This window comes from Methylobacterium sp. E-012, assembly GCF_057836545.1.
Genome location: NZ_JBYQEY010000001.1, coordinates 5,737,672 through 5,754,088, shown reverse-complemented (window position 1 = coordinate 5,754,088; position 16,417 = coordinate 5,737,672). Strand labels below are relative to the sequence as shown.

The window sequence follows — 16,417 nt, the reverse complement described above, 5'->3', positions numbered from 1 at the left end:
GGAGACGGCCATGCCGACCACGTCGCCGAGTGTCGAGCTCGCCTCGAAGATCCTCAGCGCCTACGTCACGCGGAACAGCGTGCCCGCGGACCTCCTGCCGGATCTGCTCACCACGGTCCACAGCTCGCTCCTGGCCCTGGACCGCCCGATGCCGCCGCCGGTCAGGCGTCCGACCGAGGCGCAGATCCGGGCCTCGATCCGGCCCGACGCGCTCGTCAGTTTCGAGGACGGGAAACCCTACAAGACCCTGCGGCGCCACCTGACCCTCCGCGGGCTCTCGCCGGAGGCCTACAAGGCCAAATGGGGCCTGCCGGTCAATTACCCGCTGGTCTCGGCCGATTACAGCGCCCGCCGCTCGGATATCTCGCGCCAGATCGGACGCAACCAGCGCCTTCAGATCAAGGTCGCATCGGGCGCCGTCGAGACCTCCTGGATCAGCAGCGCCACGAGCCCCGACCACCCGGTCTGATGGGAGGCGCCCACGCCCCGGCCGGTATCACCGTCGTAATACTCGTAGAACAGGACGAGATCGCGGAAATGCGGGTCGTCCTGTTCGAGCCGGCTGTCCCCGTAGACCGGCCTGCGCCCGTCCGGACCGCGGGTCGAGAGGCCGATCAGGCGCCGTGACAGCGCGAGGGCGATCTCGCGCAGGGCGTAGCTCCGTCCCGAGCCCGTGGGCGCCTCGACCCGGAAATCCGGGCCGTAATAATCGTGGAAGCGGTTCAGCGCGGCGATGAGCAGGTAGTTGACCGGCATCCAGACCGGCCCGCGCCAGTTCGAATTGCCGCCGAACAGACGGGAGCGCGATTCCGCGGGCTCATAGGCGAGGCCGAGATCGCGGCCGTTCCACGTGAAGCAGAAGGGTGTGTCGGCGTAGGCGCGGGAGACCGCGCGCAGGCCGTGATCCGAGAGGAATTCCCCGGGGTCGAGGGCCCGGCGCAGCAAAGCCTTCAGCCTGTGGCCGCGCAGCAGCGAGAGCAGGGCGGTCTGGCCCTGGCCGGGCTCGTTCCAGCGCGACACCAGGGCCGCGAGGTCCGGGCGGTTTTCCAGGAAGAACCGCATCCGGTCGCGCAGGGCGGGCAGCTTGTCCAGGTCGTGCTCGCTGATCGTCGCCACCGCGAAGATCGGGATCAGCCCGACCAGGGTGCGCGCCCGGATCGGGAGGCGCGCGCCCTCCCGGGTCTCGATGACGTCGTAGAAGAAGCCGTCCGCCTCGTCCCAGACCCCGTCGCCCGTCGCGGCGGCGATCAGGAGGAAATGCTCGAAGAATTTCTCCGCCAGATCCTCGTAGGTCGGGTCCCGGAGCGCCAGCTCGATGGCGATGCGCATCAGGGTGAGCGCGTAGGCGGCCATCCAGGCGGTGGCGTCGGACTGGGTGAGCGTCGCCCCGTCGCCGATCGGCTTCGACCGGTCGAAGATGCCGATATTGTCGAGGCCGAGGAAGCCGCCCTGGAACAGGTTGCGGTCGTCGGCATCCTTGCGGTTGACCCACCAGGTGAAGTTCAGGGTCAGCTTGTTGAAGATGCGCTTGAGGAACACGTGGTCCGGCGTGCCGGTGAGGGCCCGGTCCAGCTCGAACACCCGCCATGCGGCCAGCGCGTGGACCGGCGGGTTGGCGTCCCCGAACCCCCATTCGTAGGCCGGCAGCGCCGCGTTCGGGTGGGCATAGGCCTCGTCGACCAGGAGCAGGAGCTGGTTCTTGGCGAAGTCGGGATCGATCAGCGCGAAGACGATCGCCTGGAGGGCGAGGTCCCAGGAGGCGAACCAGGGATATTCCCAGGCATCCGGCATCGAGATGATGTCGTTGGCGCGCAGATGCGCCCAGTCGGCGTTGCGGCCGCGTCGGCGCCCGGGGGCGGGGGGCGGCTGGGCCGGATCGCCCGCGAGCCACTCGCGCACGTCGTAATGGTAGAGCTGCTTCGACCACAGCATGCCGGCGAGCGCCTGCCGTTGGACGAGGCGCATCTCGGGATCGGCGATCGGGGCCTGGAGGGCCGCGTAGAAGGCGTCCGCTTCCACCTCACGCGTCGCAAAGACGGCGTCGAAATCCGCGAAGGGCTCCCCCGGCGCGGTCTCAGGCCGCAGGCGCAGGCGCAGGGTGCGGGACTCGCCGGGGCCGAGATGCAGGGCGTAGCGGGCCGCGCACTTGGTGCCGGAGAGCCGGTTGACCGCGGCTCCGTCGCCGCCGACCACGCAGCGGTCGATGCCGTCCTTGTAGAAGCCCTCGGCCGGGCCCGCGCCGAACAGGCGGTGCGTGTTGGTCTCGTTCTCGGTGAACAGCAGCTCCGCCGCGCCCTCGGCGAAGAAGCGCATCGGCGCCATCTCGGGATGGCGCGCCCAGGCCGAGCCGTCGGCGCCGGCCGTCAGCTCCGGCTTCGCGGCGCCCGGTTTCCAGGACCAGACGTTGCGGGCCCAGAGCTGCGGCAGCAGGGTCAGATCCGCCGCCTCCGGCCCGCGGTTGGTGGTAGTGACCCGCATCAGGATGTCGTCGGGCGCCGCCTTGGCGTAGGCGATTTCGACGTCGAAATAGCGGCCCGCGTCGAACAGGCCGGTCTCGAGCAGCTCAAATTCCGGCTCGTCCAGGCCGCGCCGGGCATTCTCCGCGACCAGGCGATCATAGGGAAACGCGGCCTGCGGATACTTGTACAGCATCCGCATGAAGGCGTGGGTCGGGAGGCCGTCGAGGTAGTAGTAGAGTTCCTTGACGTCCTCGCCGTGGTTGCCCTCCTGATTGGTCAGGCCGAACAGGCGCTCCTTCAGGATCGGGTCACGGCCGTTCCACAGGGCGAGCGACAGGCACCAGTTCAGGTGCCGGTCGCCGAAGCCGCCGATCCCGTCTTCGCCCCAGCGATAGGCCCGGGAGCGGGCATGGTCGTGGGGCAGGTAGTCCCAGGCGTCGCCGCCCGGGCTGTAATCCTCCCGGACGGTGCCCCATTGCCGGTCGCTGAGATACGGCCCCCAGCGGCGCCAGGCCGGGTCCGCGCGCGCCGCAACCAGCCGGAGGCCCTCGGCGGTCTCGAAAAGGCTGTTCGGCACGCCGTTGGGCTCTGTCATCGGCTCGCGGATCCCGGCACTCGTCCGCCCGATAGTGCCGTGCGGCGCCCAGGGAAAGTCAACGGTGCCGCCGGACCGACGCGTCGGCCGCAGGATCCGCGGATCCGACCCTCATGCGGACGGGGCGGCGTCGATCACCTGGACCCCGTCCGTGGCGGCATCGATGCGGAGCCGCGTATAATCGCGGATCGCGGCGTGGCGGGTGCGCAGCGGCGCGGGATGGGTCGCGGTCACCACCACCACGGCCGCGCCCGCCGCCTTGGCGGCCTCGATGCCGGCCGGGGCGTCCTCGAAGACCAGGCAATCCGCTGCCGCGACGCCGAGCCGCTCGGCCGCCTGCCGGAAGCAATCCGGTGCCGGCTTGCCGTGGGTCACGTCTTCGGCGGCGACCATGAGGGCCGGCACGGGCAGCCCGGCGGCCGCGAGGCGGCGCTCCGCCAGCGCCCGGGGCGCGGAGGTCACGATCGCCCAGCGGGACTGCGGCAGCGCCGCGACGAGCGCCCGCGCCCCCGGGATCTCGGTGACGTCGCCGACATCCTCCATTTCGGCGCGGGCGATCGCAGCGGCCTCGGCCTCGGGATCGACCCCCGGCAGGCCGAGACGGCGGATCGTCTCCACCGAACGGACCCCGTGGATCGTGGGCAGGAAGCGCGCGACGTCGAGGCCGTGGGCCAGGGCCCAGCGGGACCAGACCCGCTCCGCCGAGGCGATCGAGCTGATCAGCGTGCCGTCCATGTCGAACAGGAACGCCGCGAAACGGCGCGTCGGGAGGCGAGTGTCGGTCATGCGGGACGGCTACCGGGGCTCCGTGCCCCCCGCAATCCGGCCGCGCGCAGGGGCGGGTCCCGTTTCGGTCTCCGATCCCGGAGCGGGCCGCCGAGGGTGCCCGCTTCACGGGCCCTCGGCTTTGGTGTAGCGCGGGGGCAACCCCGGGTCCGTGACGGCCCCGCAACCCTGAACACCGCCCGCCCCATGCCGAGCCGCATCGACGCCACCTTCGCCCGCGCCCGCGCGGAGCACCGGGCCGTTCTCGTCACCTACGTGATGGCGGGCGACCCCGATCCCGCGACCTCCCTTGAGGTCCTGAAGGCGCTGCCGGGCGCGGGCGCCGACATCCTCGAATTCGGGCTGCCCTTCACCGATCCGATGGCCGACGGCCCGGCGATCCAGGCGGCGGGCCTGCGCGCGCTGAAGGCGGGTCAGACTGTCGCCGGCACCCTGGATCTCGTGCGCCGCTTCCGCGCCGGGAACGACACCACACCCATCGTGCTGATGGGCTACTACAATCCGATCCACACCTACGGTGTCGCGCGCTTCCTGGACGACGCCGTCGCGGCCGGGGTGGACGGCCTGATTGTGGTCGACCTGCCGCCCGAGGAGGATTCCGAGCTGTGCCTCCCGGCACTCGCCAAGGGGATCGCATTCATCCGCCTCGCGACGCCCACCACGGACGAGCGGCGCCTGCCGGCGGTGCTCGCGAACACGGCGGGCTTCGTCTACTACGTGTCGATCACCGGCGTCACCGGCACGGCGACGCCGGATTTCGGCAAGGTCTCGGAGGCGGTGGCGCGCATCCGCTGTCACACCGATCTGCCGGTCGTCGTCGGCTTCGGCGTCAGGACCGGTGCCCATGCCGCCGCGATCGCCCGGGGCGCCGACGGCGTGGTGGTGGGCTCGGCCCTGGTGGACGCGCTCGTGGGGTCCCTCGATGCCGAGGGCCGGGCGGGGTCCGGGACCGTTCCGGCGGTGGCGGAGCTGGTGCGGGAGCTCGCCGAGGGCGTGCGGTCTGCCGGCGTCGAGCGGGCGGCCTGAGCGGCGTCTGCGGCAGACCCTGGCGGCGGCGCGCGCGCCACCTGATATCAGCACGGGCTTGAAGCGGACGGACGCGTGGCGATGGTCGAACCGATGAACTGGATCTCGGAGGTGGTGCGCCCCCGGATCAAGACCCTGTTCAAGCGCGAGACGCCCGAGAACCTCTGGGTCAAATGTCCCGATACCGGGCAGATGGTTTTCCACAAGGAGGTGGAGGCCAACCACTGGGTCATTCCGGGCTCCGAGCATCACCTCAAGATGAGCGCCCAGGCGCGCCTCAAGATGATGTTCGACGAGGGAACCTGGATCGACGTGGCGTTGCCCGAGGCCGCCGTCGATCCCCTGAAGTTCCGCGACGAGAAGCGCTACGTCGACCGGCTCAAGGAGGCCCGCGCCAAGACCGGGATGCAGGACGCGTTCAAGATCGGCTTCGGCCGGGTCGGCGGCCTGCCGATGACGCTCGCCGCACAGGAATTCGGTTTCATGGCCGGGTCGCTGGGCATGGCGGCCGGCGAGGCCTTCGTGCGCGGCGCCGAGACGGCGCTGGAGAAGCGCACGCCCTACGTGCTGTTCGCGGCCTCCGGCGGCGCGCGCATGCAGGAGGGCATCCTGTCGCTGATGCAGATGCCCCGGACCACCGTGGCGGTGCGGCGGCTCAACGCCGCACGGCTACCCTACATCGTGGTGCTGACCAACCCGACCACGGGCGGCGTCACCGCCTCCTACGCCATGCTGGGCGACGTGCACCTCGCCGAGCCCGGCGCGCTGATCTGCTTCGCCGGCCCCCGGGTGATCGAGCAGACCATCCGGGAGAAGCTGCCGGACGGGTTCCAGCGGGCGGAGTACCTGCGCGAGCACGGCATGGTCGATCAGGTGGTTCATCGCCACCAGCTCAAGGAGACGATCGCCCGCCTGTGCGGCCTCCTGACCAACGTCGCCGAACCGGTCGCGCCGGTCTCGGCCGCCGAGGCGGCTTGAGCCCGACGCGATGGCCTCCTCCGATGCCCTGATGGCGCGATTCCTCGCCCTGCACCCGCGCACGATCGACCTGTCGCTGGGCCGGATCGAGCGGCTGCTCGCGCGGCTCAACCATCCGGAGCGGCGGCTGCCGCCGGTGATCCACGTCGCCGGGACCAACGGCAAGGGCTCGACCATCGCGTTCATGCGGGCGATCCTCGAAGCGGGCGGCTTGGCGGCGCATGTCTACACCTCGCCGCACCTGGTCCGGTTCCACGAGCGGATCCGCATCGGCGGGATCGGCGGCGGGCAATTCGTCGACGAGGATCGCCTCGCGGACGCGTTCGCGCGCTGCGAGACCGCCAATGCCGGCGAGCCGATCACGATGTTCGAGATCACCACGGCGGCGGCGCTGGTGCTGTTCTCGGAGAGCCCGGCCGACGTCCTGCTGCTCGAGGTCGGCCTCGGCGGCCGGCTCGACGCCACCAACGTGATCGCGGAGCCCGCCTGTGCGGTGGTCACGCCCATCGGCCGCGACCATGCCGAGTATCTCGGCGATACGGTTGAGTCGGTGGCGACCGAGAAGGCTGGGATCTTCAAGCGCGGCTGCCCGGCGGTGATCGCCGCCCAGGATTATGCCGAGGCCGACGCCGTGCTGTGCCGGCGCGCCGAGGCCGTGGGGGCCGGCCCGATCCTGGTCGGCAACCAGGATTTCTCCGTCCACGAGGAGCGCGGCCGCCTCGTCTACCAGGACGAGACCGACCTGTTCGACCTGCCGCGGCCGCGGCTCGCCGGCCGGCATCAGCTGGTCAATGCCGGCACGGCGATCACGGCCTTGCGCGCCGCGGGCTTCGGCGACATCGGCACGAAGGCCCTCGAGAAGGGGCTCACCGAGGTCGATTGGCCGGGACGGCTCCAGCGGCTGGGCCGCGGTCGCCTCGCCGGGCAGCTCGATCCGGGCACCGAGCTGTGGCTCGACGGTGGCCACAACATCGACGGCGGCCGCATCCTCGCCGCCGCCATGGCCGATCTCGGAGAGCGCAGCGACGTGCCGCTCGTGCTGATCGTCGGCCTGCTCGGCACCAAGGACGCCGACGGCTTCCTGCGCAACTTCGTCGGATTGGCGCGGGCGCTCATCGCGGTGCCGATCACCGGCACGATGGCCGCGCGTCCCGCCGAGGAGGTCGCCCGGATCGGCGAGGGCGTCGGTCTGTCGACCTACGCGGCACCGAGCATCGAGGCCGCGTTGGCGATGGTGAAGGACATCGCCTTCGAGCGGCCGCCCCGGATCCTGATCTGCGGCTCGCTCTACCTGGCCGGCATGGTCCTCGCGGCCAACGACACGCCGCCGGTCTGACGCCGCCGCACCGGGCCGCGAGCGGCGATTATCAATACTCTCCCTCGACAACTCACGCATTTTTGAGGGTCGGGATTTGAATGTCGTCGATTCGCCGTAATTGGCCGGTCGAAAATGGCCGAACGGTCACGCTTTCCCCCCGCTGTGGCAGACAAGCTACATCCTTGGCGAGGTCGATCGCCTAGTTTCCCGATCGATCGAGCCAATGCTGGGGATCACAGTAATGAAGACGCTTATCACCTCTCTTGCGGCATTCACGGCGCTCACCGCCGCCGCTTCCGCCGCCGACCTTCCGCGCCGCGCCGCCCCGCCGCCGGTGTTCACCCCCGTGCCGGTGTTCACCTGGACGGGCGCCTACTTCGGTATCAACGCCGGCTACGCGTTCGACGCCAGCAGCCGCAGCAACAACAACTCCACCTTCGGCGTCCCGGCCCCCTACGCCACCGCCGGCACCACCGCCACCTTCGGCAACCGCAGCCAGGACGGCTTCTCCGGCGGCGCCCAGATCGGCTACAACTACCAGTTCACCCCGGGCTCGGGCGTGGTCGTCGGCATCGAGGCCGACGCCCAGTACCTCGACTTCGGCCGCAGCCGGAACAACGCCTTCATCAACGGCGCCCTCGCCCCCGGCTACTACGTCACCGACCCGCGCGGCCTGTCGAGCCTCGACTACTTCGGCACCGTGCGCGGCCGCCTCGGCTACGCCTTCGACCGCACCCTCGTGTACGGCACCGGCGGCTTCGCCTACGGCTCGGGCAGCGCCGACCGCTCCTTCGGCGGCTATGCCGGCAACGACAGCTTCCGCACCGGCTACGCGGTCGGCGGCGGCGTCGAATTCGCGCTCCCCACCGAGTCGTTCCTGAACTTCTTCCGCTCCTCGGCCGTGACGCTCAAGGTCGAAGGCCTGTACGTCAACCTCGACCGCAACACCCGCAACCAGGGTGCGTTCGTCATCAACGCCGCCAGCAACTTCCCCGCCGTCTACAGCAGCGGCATCGGCCGTCGCTCCGACGAGTTCGCCGTCGTCCGCGCCGGCCTGAACTACAAGTTCGGCTCGTACTAAGACCGGACGAACGGTCCCGGGCATCGCCCGGGACCGCAGGAAACGGGTCCCGAAATCGAGAAAGCCCGGCCTCGCGGCCGGGCTTTCTCGTCGTGTTCAGTCGGCGCCCTCAGGCGGTCTGGGCGCCGATCCAGCGGGACAGATCGCCCTTGGGGGCGGCGCCGACCTTCTGGTCCACCCGCTCGCCGTTCTTGAACAGCAGCAGCGTCGGGATCGAGCGGATGCCGTACTGGGCGGCGATCTGCGGGTTCTCATCGACGTTGACCTTGGCGATCTTCACCTTGCCCTGCAGGTCGGTGGCGATCTCCTCGAGCGCCGGGCCGATCTGACGGCAGGGGCCGCACCATTCAGCCCAGAAATCCACCACGACGGGCTCGGCGGACTTGAGAACGTCCTGCTCGAAGCTCGCGTCGGTTACCTTCACCGTCGCCATAACGTCACCTTTCGGAAGTCGCCGCCCGTCGGGCGGCGTCGGACGGGCAGGGGCCCGCGCGGTTCCGTCAGAATTGGCGACGGCCCGCCGCCCGGTCAAGAAGCCGGCTCCGCTGCGAGCGGGATGCCGAACCGCTTGCGCAACCGGCCTGTGCGCTGGCGCATGTGCCGCACCGCCGCCGCGGACAGCAATGGCGCCGCGACGTCTGGTCCGAGGGCGGATCCCGCCTCGGCGCGAAGTGGCTCAAGCCGCGATCCCGGCCCGCGCGAGCGCCGCCGCGATGTCGTCCGAATCAAGCATCCGGATCACCGGGCCCGAGGTCCAGATCAGCATCGGGCGCACCGTCCGGCCGGGATAGATCTGTCCGAGGAGCCGCGCGTAGAGGGCGATCTGGCCGGCCTCGGCGGGGGGCAGCGGCTCGTCCGCCTCCGGCGGGCGCCCGGTCTTGAAGTCGGCGATCCGGACGGCGTCGGCCGTCACCGCGAGCCGGTCGACTCGCCCCTGGACCGTCCGCTCGGTGCCGCCCGCCTGCACGCACCCGGCGAGGCTGACCTCGGCCCGGGCATCGGGCGCGAAGAGGGGCGCCAATTCCGGATCGTCGATGATCCGCAGCACCGATCGGACGATCGCGTAGGAGGCGGGGCGGGGCAGCCCGGGCGCCCGCGCCCGCACGAAGGTCAGCCCGGCCGCCTCCCGGCGTGCCGGCTCGACCCGGGGCAGGTGCTGAAGCAGGGCGTGGATCAGGATGCCCCGCCGCCGGGCCTGGGCGTCAGCGAGGCGCGGCGGCGGCACCCGGGCGCCGTCCGCAGCCTGGAGCGCACCCGACGGGTTCAGCGGCGCGACCTCCGGCTCCGGCGGCACGGGGCTGCGCAGCCAGCCGGGCTCCGGATCCCGGGGGGCGGGCGGGGGCGGGGTCTCGCGTGCGCGGGCCGTCTCCTCACCCTCCTGCCACAGGGTCGCCGGCCCGTAGGACTGCTCCACGATCCTGCCCGCCCCGAGCGTCGCTTCGAGGCCGGCCCGGATCATCCGGCACCACGCCGTCTCGGTCTCGCGCTCGTGGCCCCGGAAGGGCGCCACGATCAGGCGGTCGGCGGCCCGGGTCATGGCCACGTAGAGCAGGCGGTTGTGCTCCTGCCGCGTCCGGGCGAGCAGGGCCGCGCGGGCCGCCTCGGTGGCGGCACAATCCTGCGTCTTGCCGCTCGACCAGACCGGCGGCACGGCGGCACCCGGCTCAGGCAGCGGCAGAAGCGGCGGATCGTTGCGGCCGAGGGGTTCGCAGCCGTCGAGGATCACCACGACCGGCGCCTCCAGGCCCTTGGCGCCGTGGACCGTCATGACCCGGACCTCGTCGCGCCCCGAATCCAGGTCGCGCTTGACCGTGTGCCCGGCCTCGGCCCCGACATAGCGGGCCAGGAAGCCGCCGAGCGATGGGGCATCCTCGCCGGACTCGGCCTGGGCGGCGGCGGCCAGGAACACGTCGATGGCGTCGCCCGCCTCGCCCCCGAGCCGGGCGACCAGCTTGGCCCGTCCGCCCAGGGGGCCGAGGAGCCGCGCGTAGAAGCCGAACGGGCCGTGGCGGCCCGCCAGCGCGATCCATTCCGACAGGGCCGCGATCCCCCGGGCCGCCGCCGGATCGCCGGAGGCGGCATGGCGGTGCAGGGCGTCCTCCAGGGTCTCCGACAGGTCCCGGCGGGCGGCGATCCGGACCAGATCCGTGTCGGTCAGCCCGACGAGCGGCGTCTTGAGCGCGGTGGCGAGGGTCAGGTCGTCGGCCGGCAGGAGCCCCGCCCGGCCGGCGGCCACGAGGTCGGCCACCGCGATATGGGCCGAGACCTCCAGCCGGTCCTGCCCGGCCACCGGCACGCCGAGGCCCTTCAGGGCACGGATCACCTCCTCGAAGGCCGGCCCACGCTTGCGGACCAGGATCAGCACGTCCCCGGGGCGCCAGACCCGGCCCGTGGCGTCGCCCCCGGTGATCCAGCTCCGCACCGCCTGCGCCACCCGGCGGGCCGTGACGATGGCCGGCGCGCTGGTCTCCGGCGCGTCCACCGGGGCGGTCCAGGCGTCGGGCTCGGCCGCCGGCTCTGGCTCGGCGATCGGCCACAGCTCCACGGCCCCCGGCGCCCCCGGACGGGCGCTGGCATGCACGGTCCTGCGCACCGTATCCTCGAAGGACAGGCCCTCGTTGTGCGCGTCCAGGGCGAAGACCGCGTCGACCGCCCGGAGAACGAGGCTCGTCGAGCGGAACGACAGGGTCAGCGGCACGTCCTCGAAGGTCAGGCCGGCCGCGCGCGATTCCGCGATCCAGGCCGCCCGGGTCAGGGCGAATTCCCGCGGCTCCGCGCCCTGGAAACCGTAGATCGACTGCTTTGGGTCGCCCACCGCGAAGCGGGTGCGGCCGCCGGTGCGCGCGCCCTCGCCGGCGGTGAATTCCTGGGTGATCGCCCGCAGGATCGCCCATTGCTCCGGGTTGGTATCCTGCGCCTCGTCCACTAGGACGTGGTCGATACCGCGATCCAGCTTGTACAGGACCCAGCCGGCCCCGACCCGGTCGAGCAGATCGAGGGCCTTGTGGATCAGGTCGTCGAAGTCGAGGGCGCCGAGCCGCGCCTTCTGGGCCTCGACCCGGCGGTGGATCTCGGCGGCGAGCTGGAACAGCGCCTGGGTCCGGGCATGGGCCCGGGCGGCGCGCAGGCGGTCGAACAGCGGCTCCAGCCGGTCGCGCTCGGCGATCAGCGCGTCCTTGGCGGCGGCCGGGACGCCCTTGGTGCCGAGGCTGCCATCGGCCTTCGGCTCGTCCTTCTGGGTGAAGAACACGGCCCGGTACAGGGCCAGGGCCTCGGCGCGGTCGGGCAATCCGGCGGCGCGCGCCCGCTCGGATTCCGCGCCCGCGAGGGCGTCGGCCAGCTTCTCGTCATTCGCCTTGCCGGTCCGGAGCGCGGCGATCAGGCCGGCCCGGTCCTCCGGCCGGCAACCGGGGCCGCCCTCCAGGATCGCGGCCTCGATCCCTTCGGCGGTCTCCTCGGCGGGGAGCCCCAGCGCCCTGTGCAGGCGCGCGAAGGCGTGCTCCAGGCCGGCCCTGTCGCCGATGAAGCTCCGCGCCCGCATCGCGGCGCGGATCGCTGTTCGCAGGGCATCGCCCGTGGCTTCGGGGGCGACCCGCGCCAGAGCGGCGCTCAGCGGCGTGTCGCCGTTCGAGACCGCGTCGCCCAGGACGTTGGCCATCTCGATCTCGAAGATCTCCCGGGCCTTGGTCTCGTCGAGCACCACGAACCGGGCCGGGACGTTCGCCTCGAACGGGAACATGTGCAGCAGCCGCTCGCACAGGGCGTGCAGGGTCTCGATCTTCAGGCCGCCCGGGGTCTCGACCGCCCGGGCGAAGAGCCGCCGCGCCATCCGAAGGCGTTCCGCATCGGCGCGCTCGCCGGTGAGCGCGGCGAGTTCGGCCGCGAGGGCGTCGTCGTCGAGGGTCACCCAGCGCCCGAGGAGCCGAAAGACCCGGATCGCCATGTTGGCGGCCGCCGCCTTGGTGAAGGTCAGGCACAGGATCCGCCCGGGCGGGGCGCCGTCGAGCAGCAGCCGGACCACCCGGTCGGTGAGCACCTTGGTCTTGCCGGCGCCGGCATTGGCCGAGACCCAGACGGAGGCGCGTGGATCGGCCGCCCGGCGCTGGTTCGCCTGGGTGAGGGGATCGACGACGAAGGGGGTGACGGCGTGGGTGCGGGCGCTGCTCAACGGTCCGGTCCGGCTCGACTGCCGTCTCTCTCTACAACAGAAACGGCCCGGGGGCCCGCGCAGGGCGTCACACCGGGCGTTGTGGGATTGCCCCGGGCGCGGCGCCGCCGCATGGATGCAGGCGACCCTTCCGCGATGCCGATATACGCCCGTGACCCAGCCGACATCCGAGCCGGCGCGCCCGCCGATCCGCTTCCGCGGCCGCTCCTTCATGGCCACCGTCCTGGCGCCGGTGCCGCCCGTCGCCGACTGGCTCGGCGATCTCGACGCCCTGAACCGGCGCGCGCCCAACTTCTTCGCCGGCCGCCCGGTGATCCTCGATCTCGCGGGCCTGCGGCTGACGCGGGAGGATCTCGATGGCTTGCTGGCGGATCTCGCCGCCCGCAACATCGCCATCCTGGGTGTCGAGGGGGCGCCGCCGGCGCTCCTCGGATCCGGGGCGCCCCCGGCCCTGTCGGGGGGGCGCCCGGCCGGCGAGATCGCCACGCCGGGCGAGGAGGCTGCGCCGGCCGAGCCTCCGCCCAAGGAAGCCATCCGCTCGCTGATCCTCGACGCGCCGGTGCGGTCGGGCCAGACCGTGCTGCATCTCGAAGGCGACGTCACGGTGCTCGGCGCCGTGGCCTCGGGGGCCGAGGTGATCGCGGGCGGCTCGATCCACGTCTACGGCGCCCTGCGCGGCCGGGCGATCGCGGGCGCCGCCGGCAACCCGACCGCGCGGATCTGGTGCCGCCGCTTCGAGCCGGAACTCGTGGCGATCGACGGCCTCTACCGCGCCGCCGACGACCTCGACCCGGCCTTCCGCGGGCAGGCTGTCGAAGTGCGGCTCCTTGAGGATGCGATCAAGCTCAACCTGTTCGAGCGGGGGTGAGCGGAGCATCGAGACCGCCGACCGATCGGCCGCGGCTGAGGCGGTCTTTCACCGCGCCCACCCGGACGGTTTCGCCGTCTGAAGGCCAGCATCCCGACCGTCGGAACGCTGGGCGTCCCCAGCCGTGGACCGGCCGTTCGAACGGGTATCGTGTTCCGAGGCATTACCTCAGCAGGGGGCCTATCATGGCCGCGCTGACCTCGATCAAACTCGACGACACCCTGAAAGGCCGGGTCCAGCATCTGGCCGAGATCCGCCGCCGCGCGCCGCATTGGATCATGCGTGAAGCCATCATGCAGTACGTCGAGCGTGAGGAAAAACGCGACTTGCTGCGGCAGGCAACGTTGAAGGCCTGGGACGACGCCCAGGCGACCGGCCTTCACGCGACAGCCGAGGAGGTCCAGACCTGGCTGGCGAGCTGGGGGACTGAGGGCGAGCTGCCGCCCCCGGAATGCCACACGTAGTCTTCGCCGCCAGGGCACTCCGTGACCTCGAACGGCTCCGGGCGTTCCTGCGTCCAAAGAATCCCTCTGCTGCCAAACGTGCCGGTGAATCGATTATTCAGGGGGGTGCAGGATCTGCGCGCGCATCCCCGAATGGGCCGGCGGATCGAGGACCTGCCCGAAGAAGACCGGGACTGGCTGATCGATTTCGGAGACAGCAATTATGTGGCCCGCTATCGCATCGACGACGATGTGATCACGATCCTGGCCGTGCGGCATCAGAAGGAGGCGGGTTTTTAGGATCCGTTGCCGCGACCGGTTGAGCCGATCCTTCAGCGCGTTCGTCGGCGGAGCCCGACCCCCAGAGAGTTCACCAGTTCGCGGGCCTTAGATCCCGCGAGTCGCCGATTAAAACTTTCAATCGCAGAGCGCGAGACACGCCACGTTTCAGCTGGTCGCTCATTCTCGCTCTTGGGCCGCCCCGGCGGCATGCTGAACGAGGGCGATCTTGAGAAATGCTCGGCCCGGGAACGACTTAGCCGATCCCGACGCGGCCCGTCGATACTCCGGGTCGGCGCACGGCCTTGGGAAGATTGCAAGTTGTAGAGCGCCCTCGGTCGCGCCTCCGCCCGGAGCGTAGTGTCCGCCGATACCAGGATCCCGGCAGAATTTGCCGACCGGATCCAAACCTTAACCCTTCGGTAACCATACCCCCCGTCAATGGTCCGGTAAGGACTCTTAACGGGCCGACATGAGCGACACCCTCACCGAGCCGACCGACCCGGAGACCGCCCCCGCGGCGGCTCCTTCCGCGCCCCGGCCGCTCAGCCTGCGCGGGCGGGCCTTCAAGGCCCTGGCCCTCTCCCCCGAGCCGCCGCTCCCCGAGTGGCTCGCGGGCCTCGACGCGGTCCTCAAGCGCTCGCCGACCCTGCTGAAGGGCCGGGCCGTGATCCTGGACTGCGCCCAGCTCAACCCCGAGCCGGATGCCCTCGAGATGTTGATGCGTGAGCTCAAGGCCCGCGGCATCGCGGTCCTCGGGATCGAGGGGACCGACCGGGCGGTCGACGCCCTGCCGCCGCTCCTCGTCGACGGGCGCCCGTCCGACCGGGTCGAGATCCCCGCCGTCCCGGCCGAGCCGGCGCCGCAGGTGGTCACCTCGATCACCGTCGAGGGCTCGGTCCGCTCCGGCCAGAGCGTGATCAACCCGACCGGCGACGTCACCGTGATGGGCTCGGTCTCCTCGGGCGCCGAGATCCTGGCCGGCGGCTCGATCCACGTCTACGGCGCCCTGCGCGGACGCGCGATCGCCGGAGCCGCGCGCAACCCGCGCGCACGAATCTACTGCCGCAAGTTCGAACCCGAGTTGCTGGGGATCGACCGCCTCGTGCGGACGGCGGAGGACATGGGCACGGCCCTGCGCGGCAAGGCCGCTCAGGTCTGGCTCGATGGCGGCAACATCCGAATGGCAAGCTTGGACTAGCAAGCTCTGGATCAAGGGAGATCGACGCGTGGCAAAGGTTCTCGTCGTCACATCGGGCAAGGGCGGCGTCGGCAAGACGACGACGACCGCGGCCCTCGGAGCGGCCCTGGCGCAGGGCGGGCAGAGCGTGTGCGTCGTCGATTTCGACGTGGGCCTGCGCAACCTCGACCTGATCATGGGTGCGGAGCGCCGGGTCGTCTACGACCTGATCAACGTGGTCAACGGTGACGCCAAGCTCTCGCAGGCGCTCATCAAGGACAAGCGGGTCGACACCCTGCACCTGCTCCCGGCCTCGCAGACCCGCGACAAGGACGCGCTCACCGATGCGGGCGTCGCCCGGGTCATGGAAGAGCTGCGCGAAAAATTCGACTGGGTGATCTGCGATTCCCCGGCCGGCATCGAGCGGGGCGCCCAGCTCGCGATGCACCACGCCGACGTGGCGGTGGTCGTGACCAACCCCGAGGTCTCCTCGGTGCGCGATTCCGACCGGATCATCGGCCTGCTCGATTCCAAGACGGCCAAGGCCGAGAAGGGCGAGGAGATGGAGAAGCACCTGATCCTCACCCGCTACGACCCGTCCCGGGCCGACCGCGGCGACATGCTCAAGACCGAGGACGTGCTCGACATCCTGTCGATCCCGCTGCTCGCCATCATCCCGGAGAGCCAGGAGGTGCTGCGCGCCTCGAACCTCGGCTGCCCCGTCACCCTCAACAACCCCCTCTGCGCCCCGGCCCGCGCCTATGCCGACGCGGCGCGCCGGCTGAAGGGCGAGGAGGTGCCGATGAGCCTGCCGGTCGAGCGCAAGTCGTTCCTCGACAAGCTGTTCATGCGGAGGGCGGCATGAGCATCCTGGGGATCTTCCAGAAGCGCAATTCCGGCACCGTCGCCCGCGACCGCCTGCAGCTGATCCTCGCCCATGAGCGGGCCGAGTCGGGGCGTCCCGACCTGGTGATGCAGCTCCGCGACGAGATCCTGGCGGTGATCGCCAACCATGTCTCGGTGGAAGCCGACAAGGTGAAGGTCACCCTGGAGCGCGGCGAGGGCGTCTCGACCTTGGGCCTCGACATCGAGCTTCCGCTCGGCGTCTCGGCCAAGCTCGATGCGAAGCTGGCGGCCAAGCTCGCCGAGGTCGCGGCCAACAAGGGGGGCTCGAAGTCGGCCTCCTCCAAGAAGGCCGCTTGAGCGGGGCCGGGATCGGCCCCGCCGGCCTACCAG

At 71.3% G+C, this 16,417-nt stretch carries 15 protein-coding genes; 11 read left to right on the top strand and 4 right to left on the bottom strand.

Annotation, left to right across the window (positions count from 1 at the left end; translation table 11 throughout):
* Positions 1–10 precede the first annotated feature (10 nt).
* The gene (locus AC3IF1_RS27560; protein ID WP_243969108.1) at positions 11–469 is read left to right on the top strand and encodes a Ros/MucR family transcriptional regulator; all 459 of its coding nucleotides are present in this window, start codon (positions 11–13) and stop codon (positions 467–469) included.
* Here AC3IF1_RS27560 and AC3IF1_RS27555 read toward each other — a convergent pair.
* Together AC3IF1_RS27555 and AC3IF1_RS27550 are read right to left on the bottom strand one after the other, a co-directional pair.
* On the bottom strand, positions 394–3,054 hold the full coding sequence (locus tag AC3IF1_RS27555; protein ID WP_489220161.1) for an MGH1-like glycoside hydrolase domain-containing protein: 2,661 nt from the start codon (positions 3,052–3,054) through the stop codon (positions 394–396). The two genes, AC3IF1_RS27560 and AC3IF1_RS27555, sit on opposite strands and share 76 nt — an antisense overlap.
* Positions 3,055–3,165: 111 nt before the next feature.
* Positions 3,166–3,840 (bottom strand): HAD-IA family hydrolase, encoded by a 675-nt coding sequence (locus AC3IF1_RS27550; RefSeq protein ID WP_489220160.1) that lies wholly within the window; start codon positions 3,838–3,840, stop codon positions 3,166–3,168.
* Between the two features lie 186 nt (positions 3,841–4,026).
* Here AC3IF1_RS27550 and trpA point away from each other — a divergent pair, with 186 nt between their 5' ends.
* The 4 genes from trpA to AC3IF1_RS27530 all read left to right on the top strand — a co-directional run bounded on the left by trpA (position 4,027) and on the right by AC3IF1_RS27530 (position 8,243).
* On the top strand, positions 4,027–4,866 hold the full coding sequence (gene trpA, locus AC3IF1_RS27545; protein WP_489220159.1) for a tryptophan synthase subunit alpha: 840 nt from the start codon (positions 4,027–4,029) through the stop codon (positions 4,864–4,866).
* 81 nt (positions 4,867–4,947) lie between these two features.
* On the top strand, positions 4,948–5,844 hold the full coding sequence (gene accD / locus AC3IF1_RS27540) for an acetyl-CoA carboxylase, carboxyltransferase subunit beta (RefSeq protein WP_243969247.1): 897 nt from the start codon (positions 4,948–4,950) through the stop codon (positions 5,842–5,844).
* A gap of 10 nt (positions 5,845–5,854) precedes the next feature.
* The gene (locus AC3IF1_RS27535) at positions 5,855–7,180 is read left to right on the top strand and encodes a bifunctional folylpolyglutamate synthase/dihydrofolate synthase (RefSeq protein ID WP_243969099.1); all 1,326 of its coding nucleotides are present in this window, start codon (positions 5,855–5,857) and stop codon (positions 7,178–7,180) included.
* Positions 7,181–7,403: 223 nt separating this feature from the next.
* Positions 7,404–8,243 carry an outer membrane protein gene (locus AC3IF1_RS27530; protein WP_489220158.1) on the top strand — a complete coding sequence of 280 codons (840 nt, stop codon included), beginning with the start codon at positions 7,404–7,406 and terminating at the stop codon, positions 8,241–8,243.
* Positions 8,244–8,352: 109 nt separating this feature from the next.
* Here the strand turns inward: AC3IF1_RS27530 and trxA are convergent, their stop codons facing one another.
* Both trxA and addA read right to left on the bottom strand, forming a co-directional pair.
* A complete protein-coding gene (trxA, locus tag AC3IF1_RS27525; RefSeq protein WP_010682902.1) occupies positions 8,353–8,676 on the bottom strand; it encodes a thioredoxin in 324 nt (107 codons plus the stop codon).
* A 243-nt stretch (positions 8,677–8,919) separates the two neighbouring features.
* Positions 8,920–12,411 carry a double-strand break repair helicase AddA gene (addA, locus tag AC3IF1_RS27520; RefSeq protein WP_489220157.1) on the bottom strand — a complete coding sequence of 1,164 codons (3,492 nt, stop codon included), beginning with the start codon at positions 12,409–12,411 and terminating at the stop codon, positions 8,920–8,922.
* A gap of 115 nt (positions 12,412–12,526) precedes the next feature.
* Between addA and minC (AC3IF1_RS27515) the strand changes: the two genes are divergently transcribed.
* From minC (AC3IF1_RS27515) to minE, 6 genes are all read left to right on the top strand, one after another.
* Entirely contained in the window at positions 12,527–13,279 is a 753-nt protein-coding gene (minC, locus tag AC3IF1_RS27515; protein WP_489220156.1) for a septum site-determining protein MinC, read from the top strand.
* A 185-nt stretch (positions 13,280–13,464) separates the two neighbouring features.
* Positions 13,465–13,743 (top strand): CopG family ribbon-helix-helix protein, encoded by a 279-nt coding sequence (locus AC3IF1_RS27510; protein ID WP_489220155.1) that lies wholly within the window; start codon positions 13,465–13,467, stop codon positions 13,741–13,743.
* Positions 13,744–13,848: 105 nt separating this feature from the next.
* Positions 13,849–14,022 (top strand): type II toxin-antitoxin system RelE/ParE family toxin, encoded by a 174-nt coding sequence (locus AC3IF1_RS27505; RefSeq protein WP_243972990.1) that lies wholly within the window; start codon positions 13,849–13,851, stop codon positions 14,020–14,022.
* Between the two features lie 451 nt (positions 14,023–14,473).
* A complete protein-coding gene (gene minC, locus AC3IF1_RS27500) occupies positions 14,474–15,202 on the top strand; it encodes a septum site-determining protein MinC (protein WP_489220154.1) in 729 nt (242 codons plus the stop codon).
* Positions 15,203–15,230: 28 nt separating this feature from the next.
* A complete protein-coding gene (minD, locus tag AC3IF1_RS27495; RefSeq protein ID WP_243972986.1) occupies positions 15,231–16,046 on the top strand; it encodes a septum site-determining protein MinD in 816 nt (271 codons plus the stop codon).
* Complete coding sequence (minE, locus tag AC3IF1_RS27490; protein ID WP_243972984.1) at positions 16,043–16,384, top strand: cell division topological specificity factor MinE; 342 nt, start codon at positions 16,043–16,045, stop codon at positions 16,382–16,384. Before minD ends, minE begins: the two co-directional genes overlap by 4 nt.
* Positions 16,385–16,417: the final 33 nt, after the last annotated feature.

Coding starts and splice junctions, on each gene's coding strand:
- AC3IF1_RS27560 (WP_243969108.1), top strand. CDS start 11: ATGCCGACCACGTCGCCGAGTGTCGAGCTCGCCTCGAAGATCCTCAGC.
- AC3IF1_RS27555 (WP_489220161.1), bottom strand. CDS start 3,054: ATGACAGAGCCCAACGGCGTGCCGAACAGCCTTTTCGAGACCGCCGAG.
- AC3IF1_RS27550 (WP_489220160.1), bottom strand. CDS start 3,840: ATGACCGACACTCGCCTCCCGACGCGCCGTTTCGCGGCGTTCCTGTTC.
- trpA (WP_489220159.1), top strand. CDS start 4,027: ATGCCGAGCCGCATCGACGCCACCTTCGCCCGCGCCCGCGCGGAGCAC.
- accD (WP_243969247.1), top strand. CDS start 4,948: ATGGTCGAACCGATGAACTGGATCTCGGAGGTGGTGCGCCCCCGGATC.
- AC3IF1_RS27535 (WP_243969099.1), top strand. CDS start 5,855: ATGGCCTCCTCCGATGCCCTGATGGCGCGATTCCTCGCCCTGCACCCG.
- AC3IF1_RS27530 (WP_489220158.1), top strand. CDS start 7,404: ATGAAGACGCTTATCACCTCTCTTGCGGCATTCACGGCGCTCACCGCC.
- trxA (WP_010682902.1), bottom strand. CDS start 8,676: ATGGCGACGGTGAAGGTAACCGACGCGAGCTTCGAGCAGGACGTTCTC.
- minC (WP_489220156.1), top strand. CDS start 12,527: ATGCAGGCGACCCTTCCGCGATGCCGATATACGCCCGTGACCCAGCCG.
- AC3IF1_RS27510 (WP_489220155.1), top strand. CDS start 13,465: ATGGCCGCGCTGACCTCGATCAAACTCGACGACACCCTGAAAGGCCGG.
- minC (WP_489220154.1), top strand. CDS start 14,474: ATGAGCGACACCCTCACCGAGCCGACCGACCCGGAGACCGCCCCCGCG.
- minE (WP_243972984.1), top strand. CDS start 16,043: ATGAGCATCCTGGGGATCTTCCAGAAGCGCAATTCCGGCACCGTCGCC.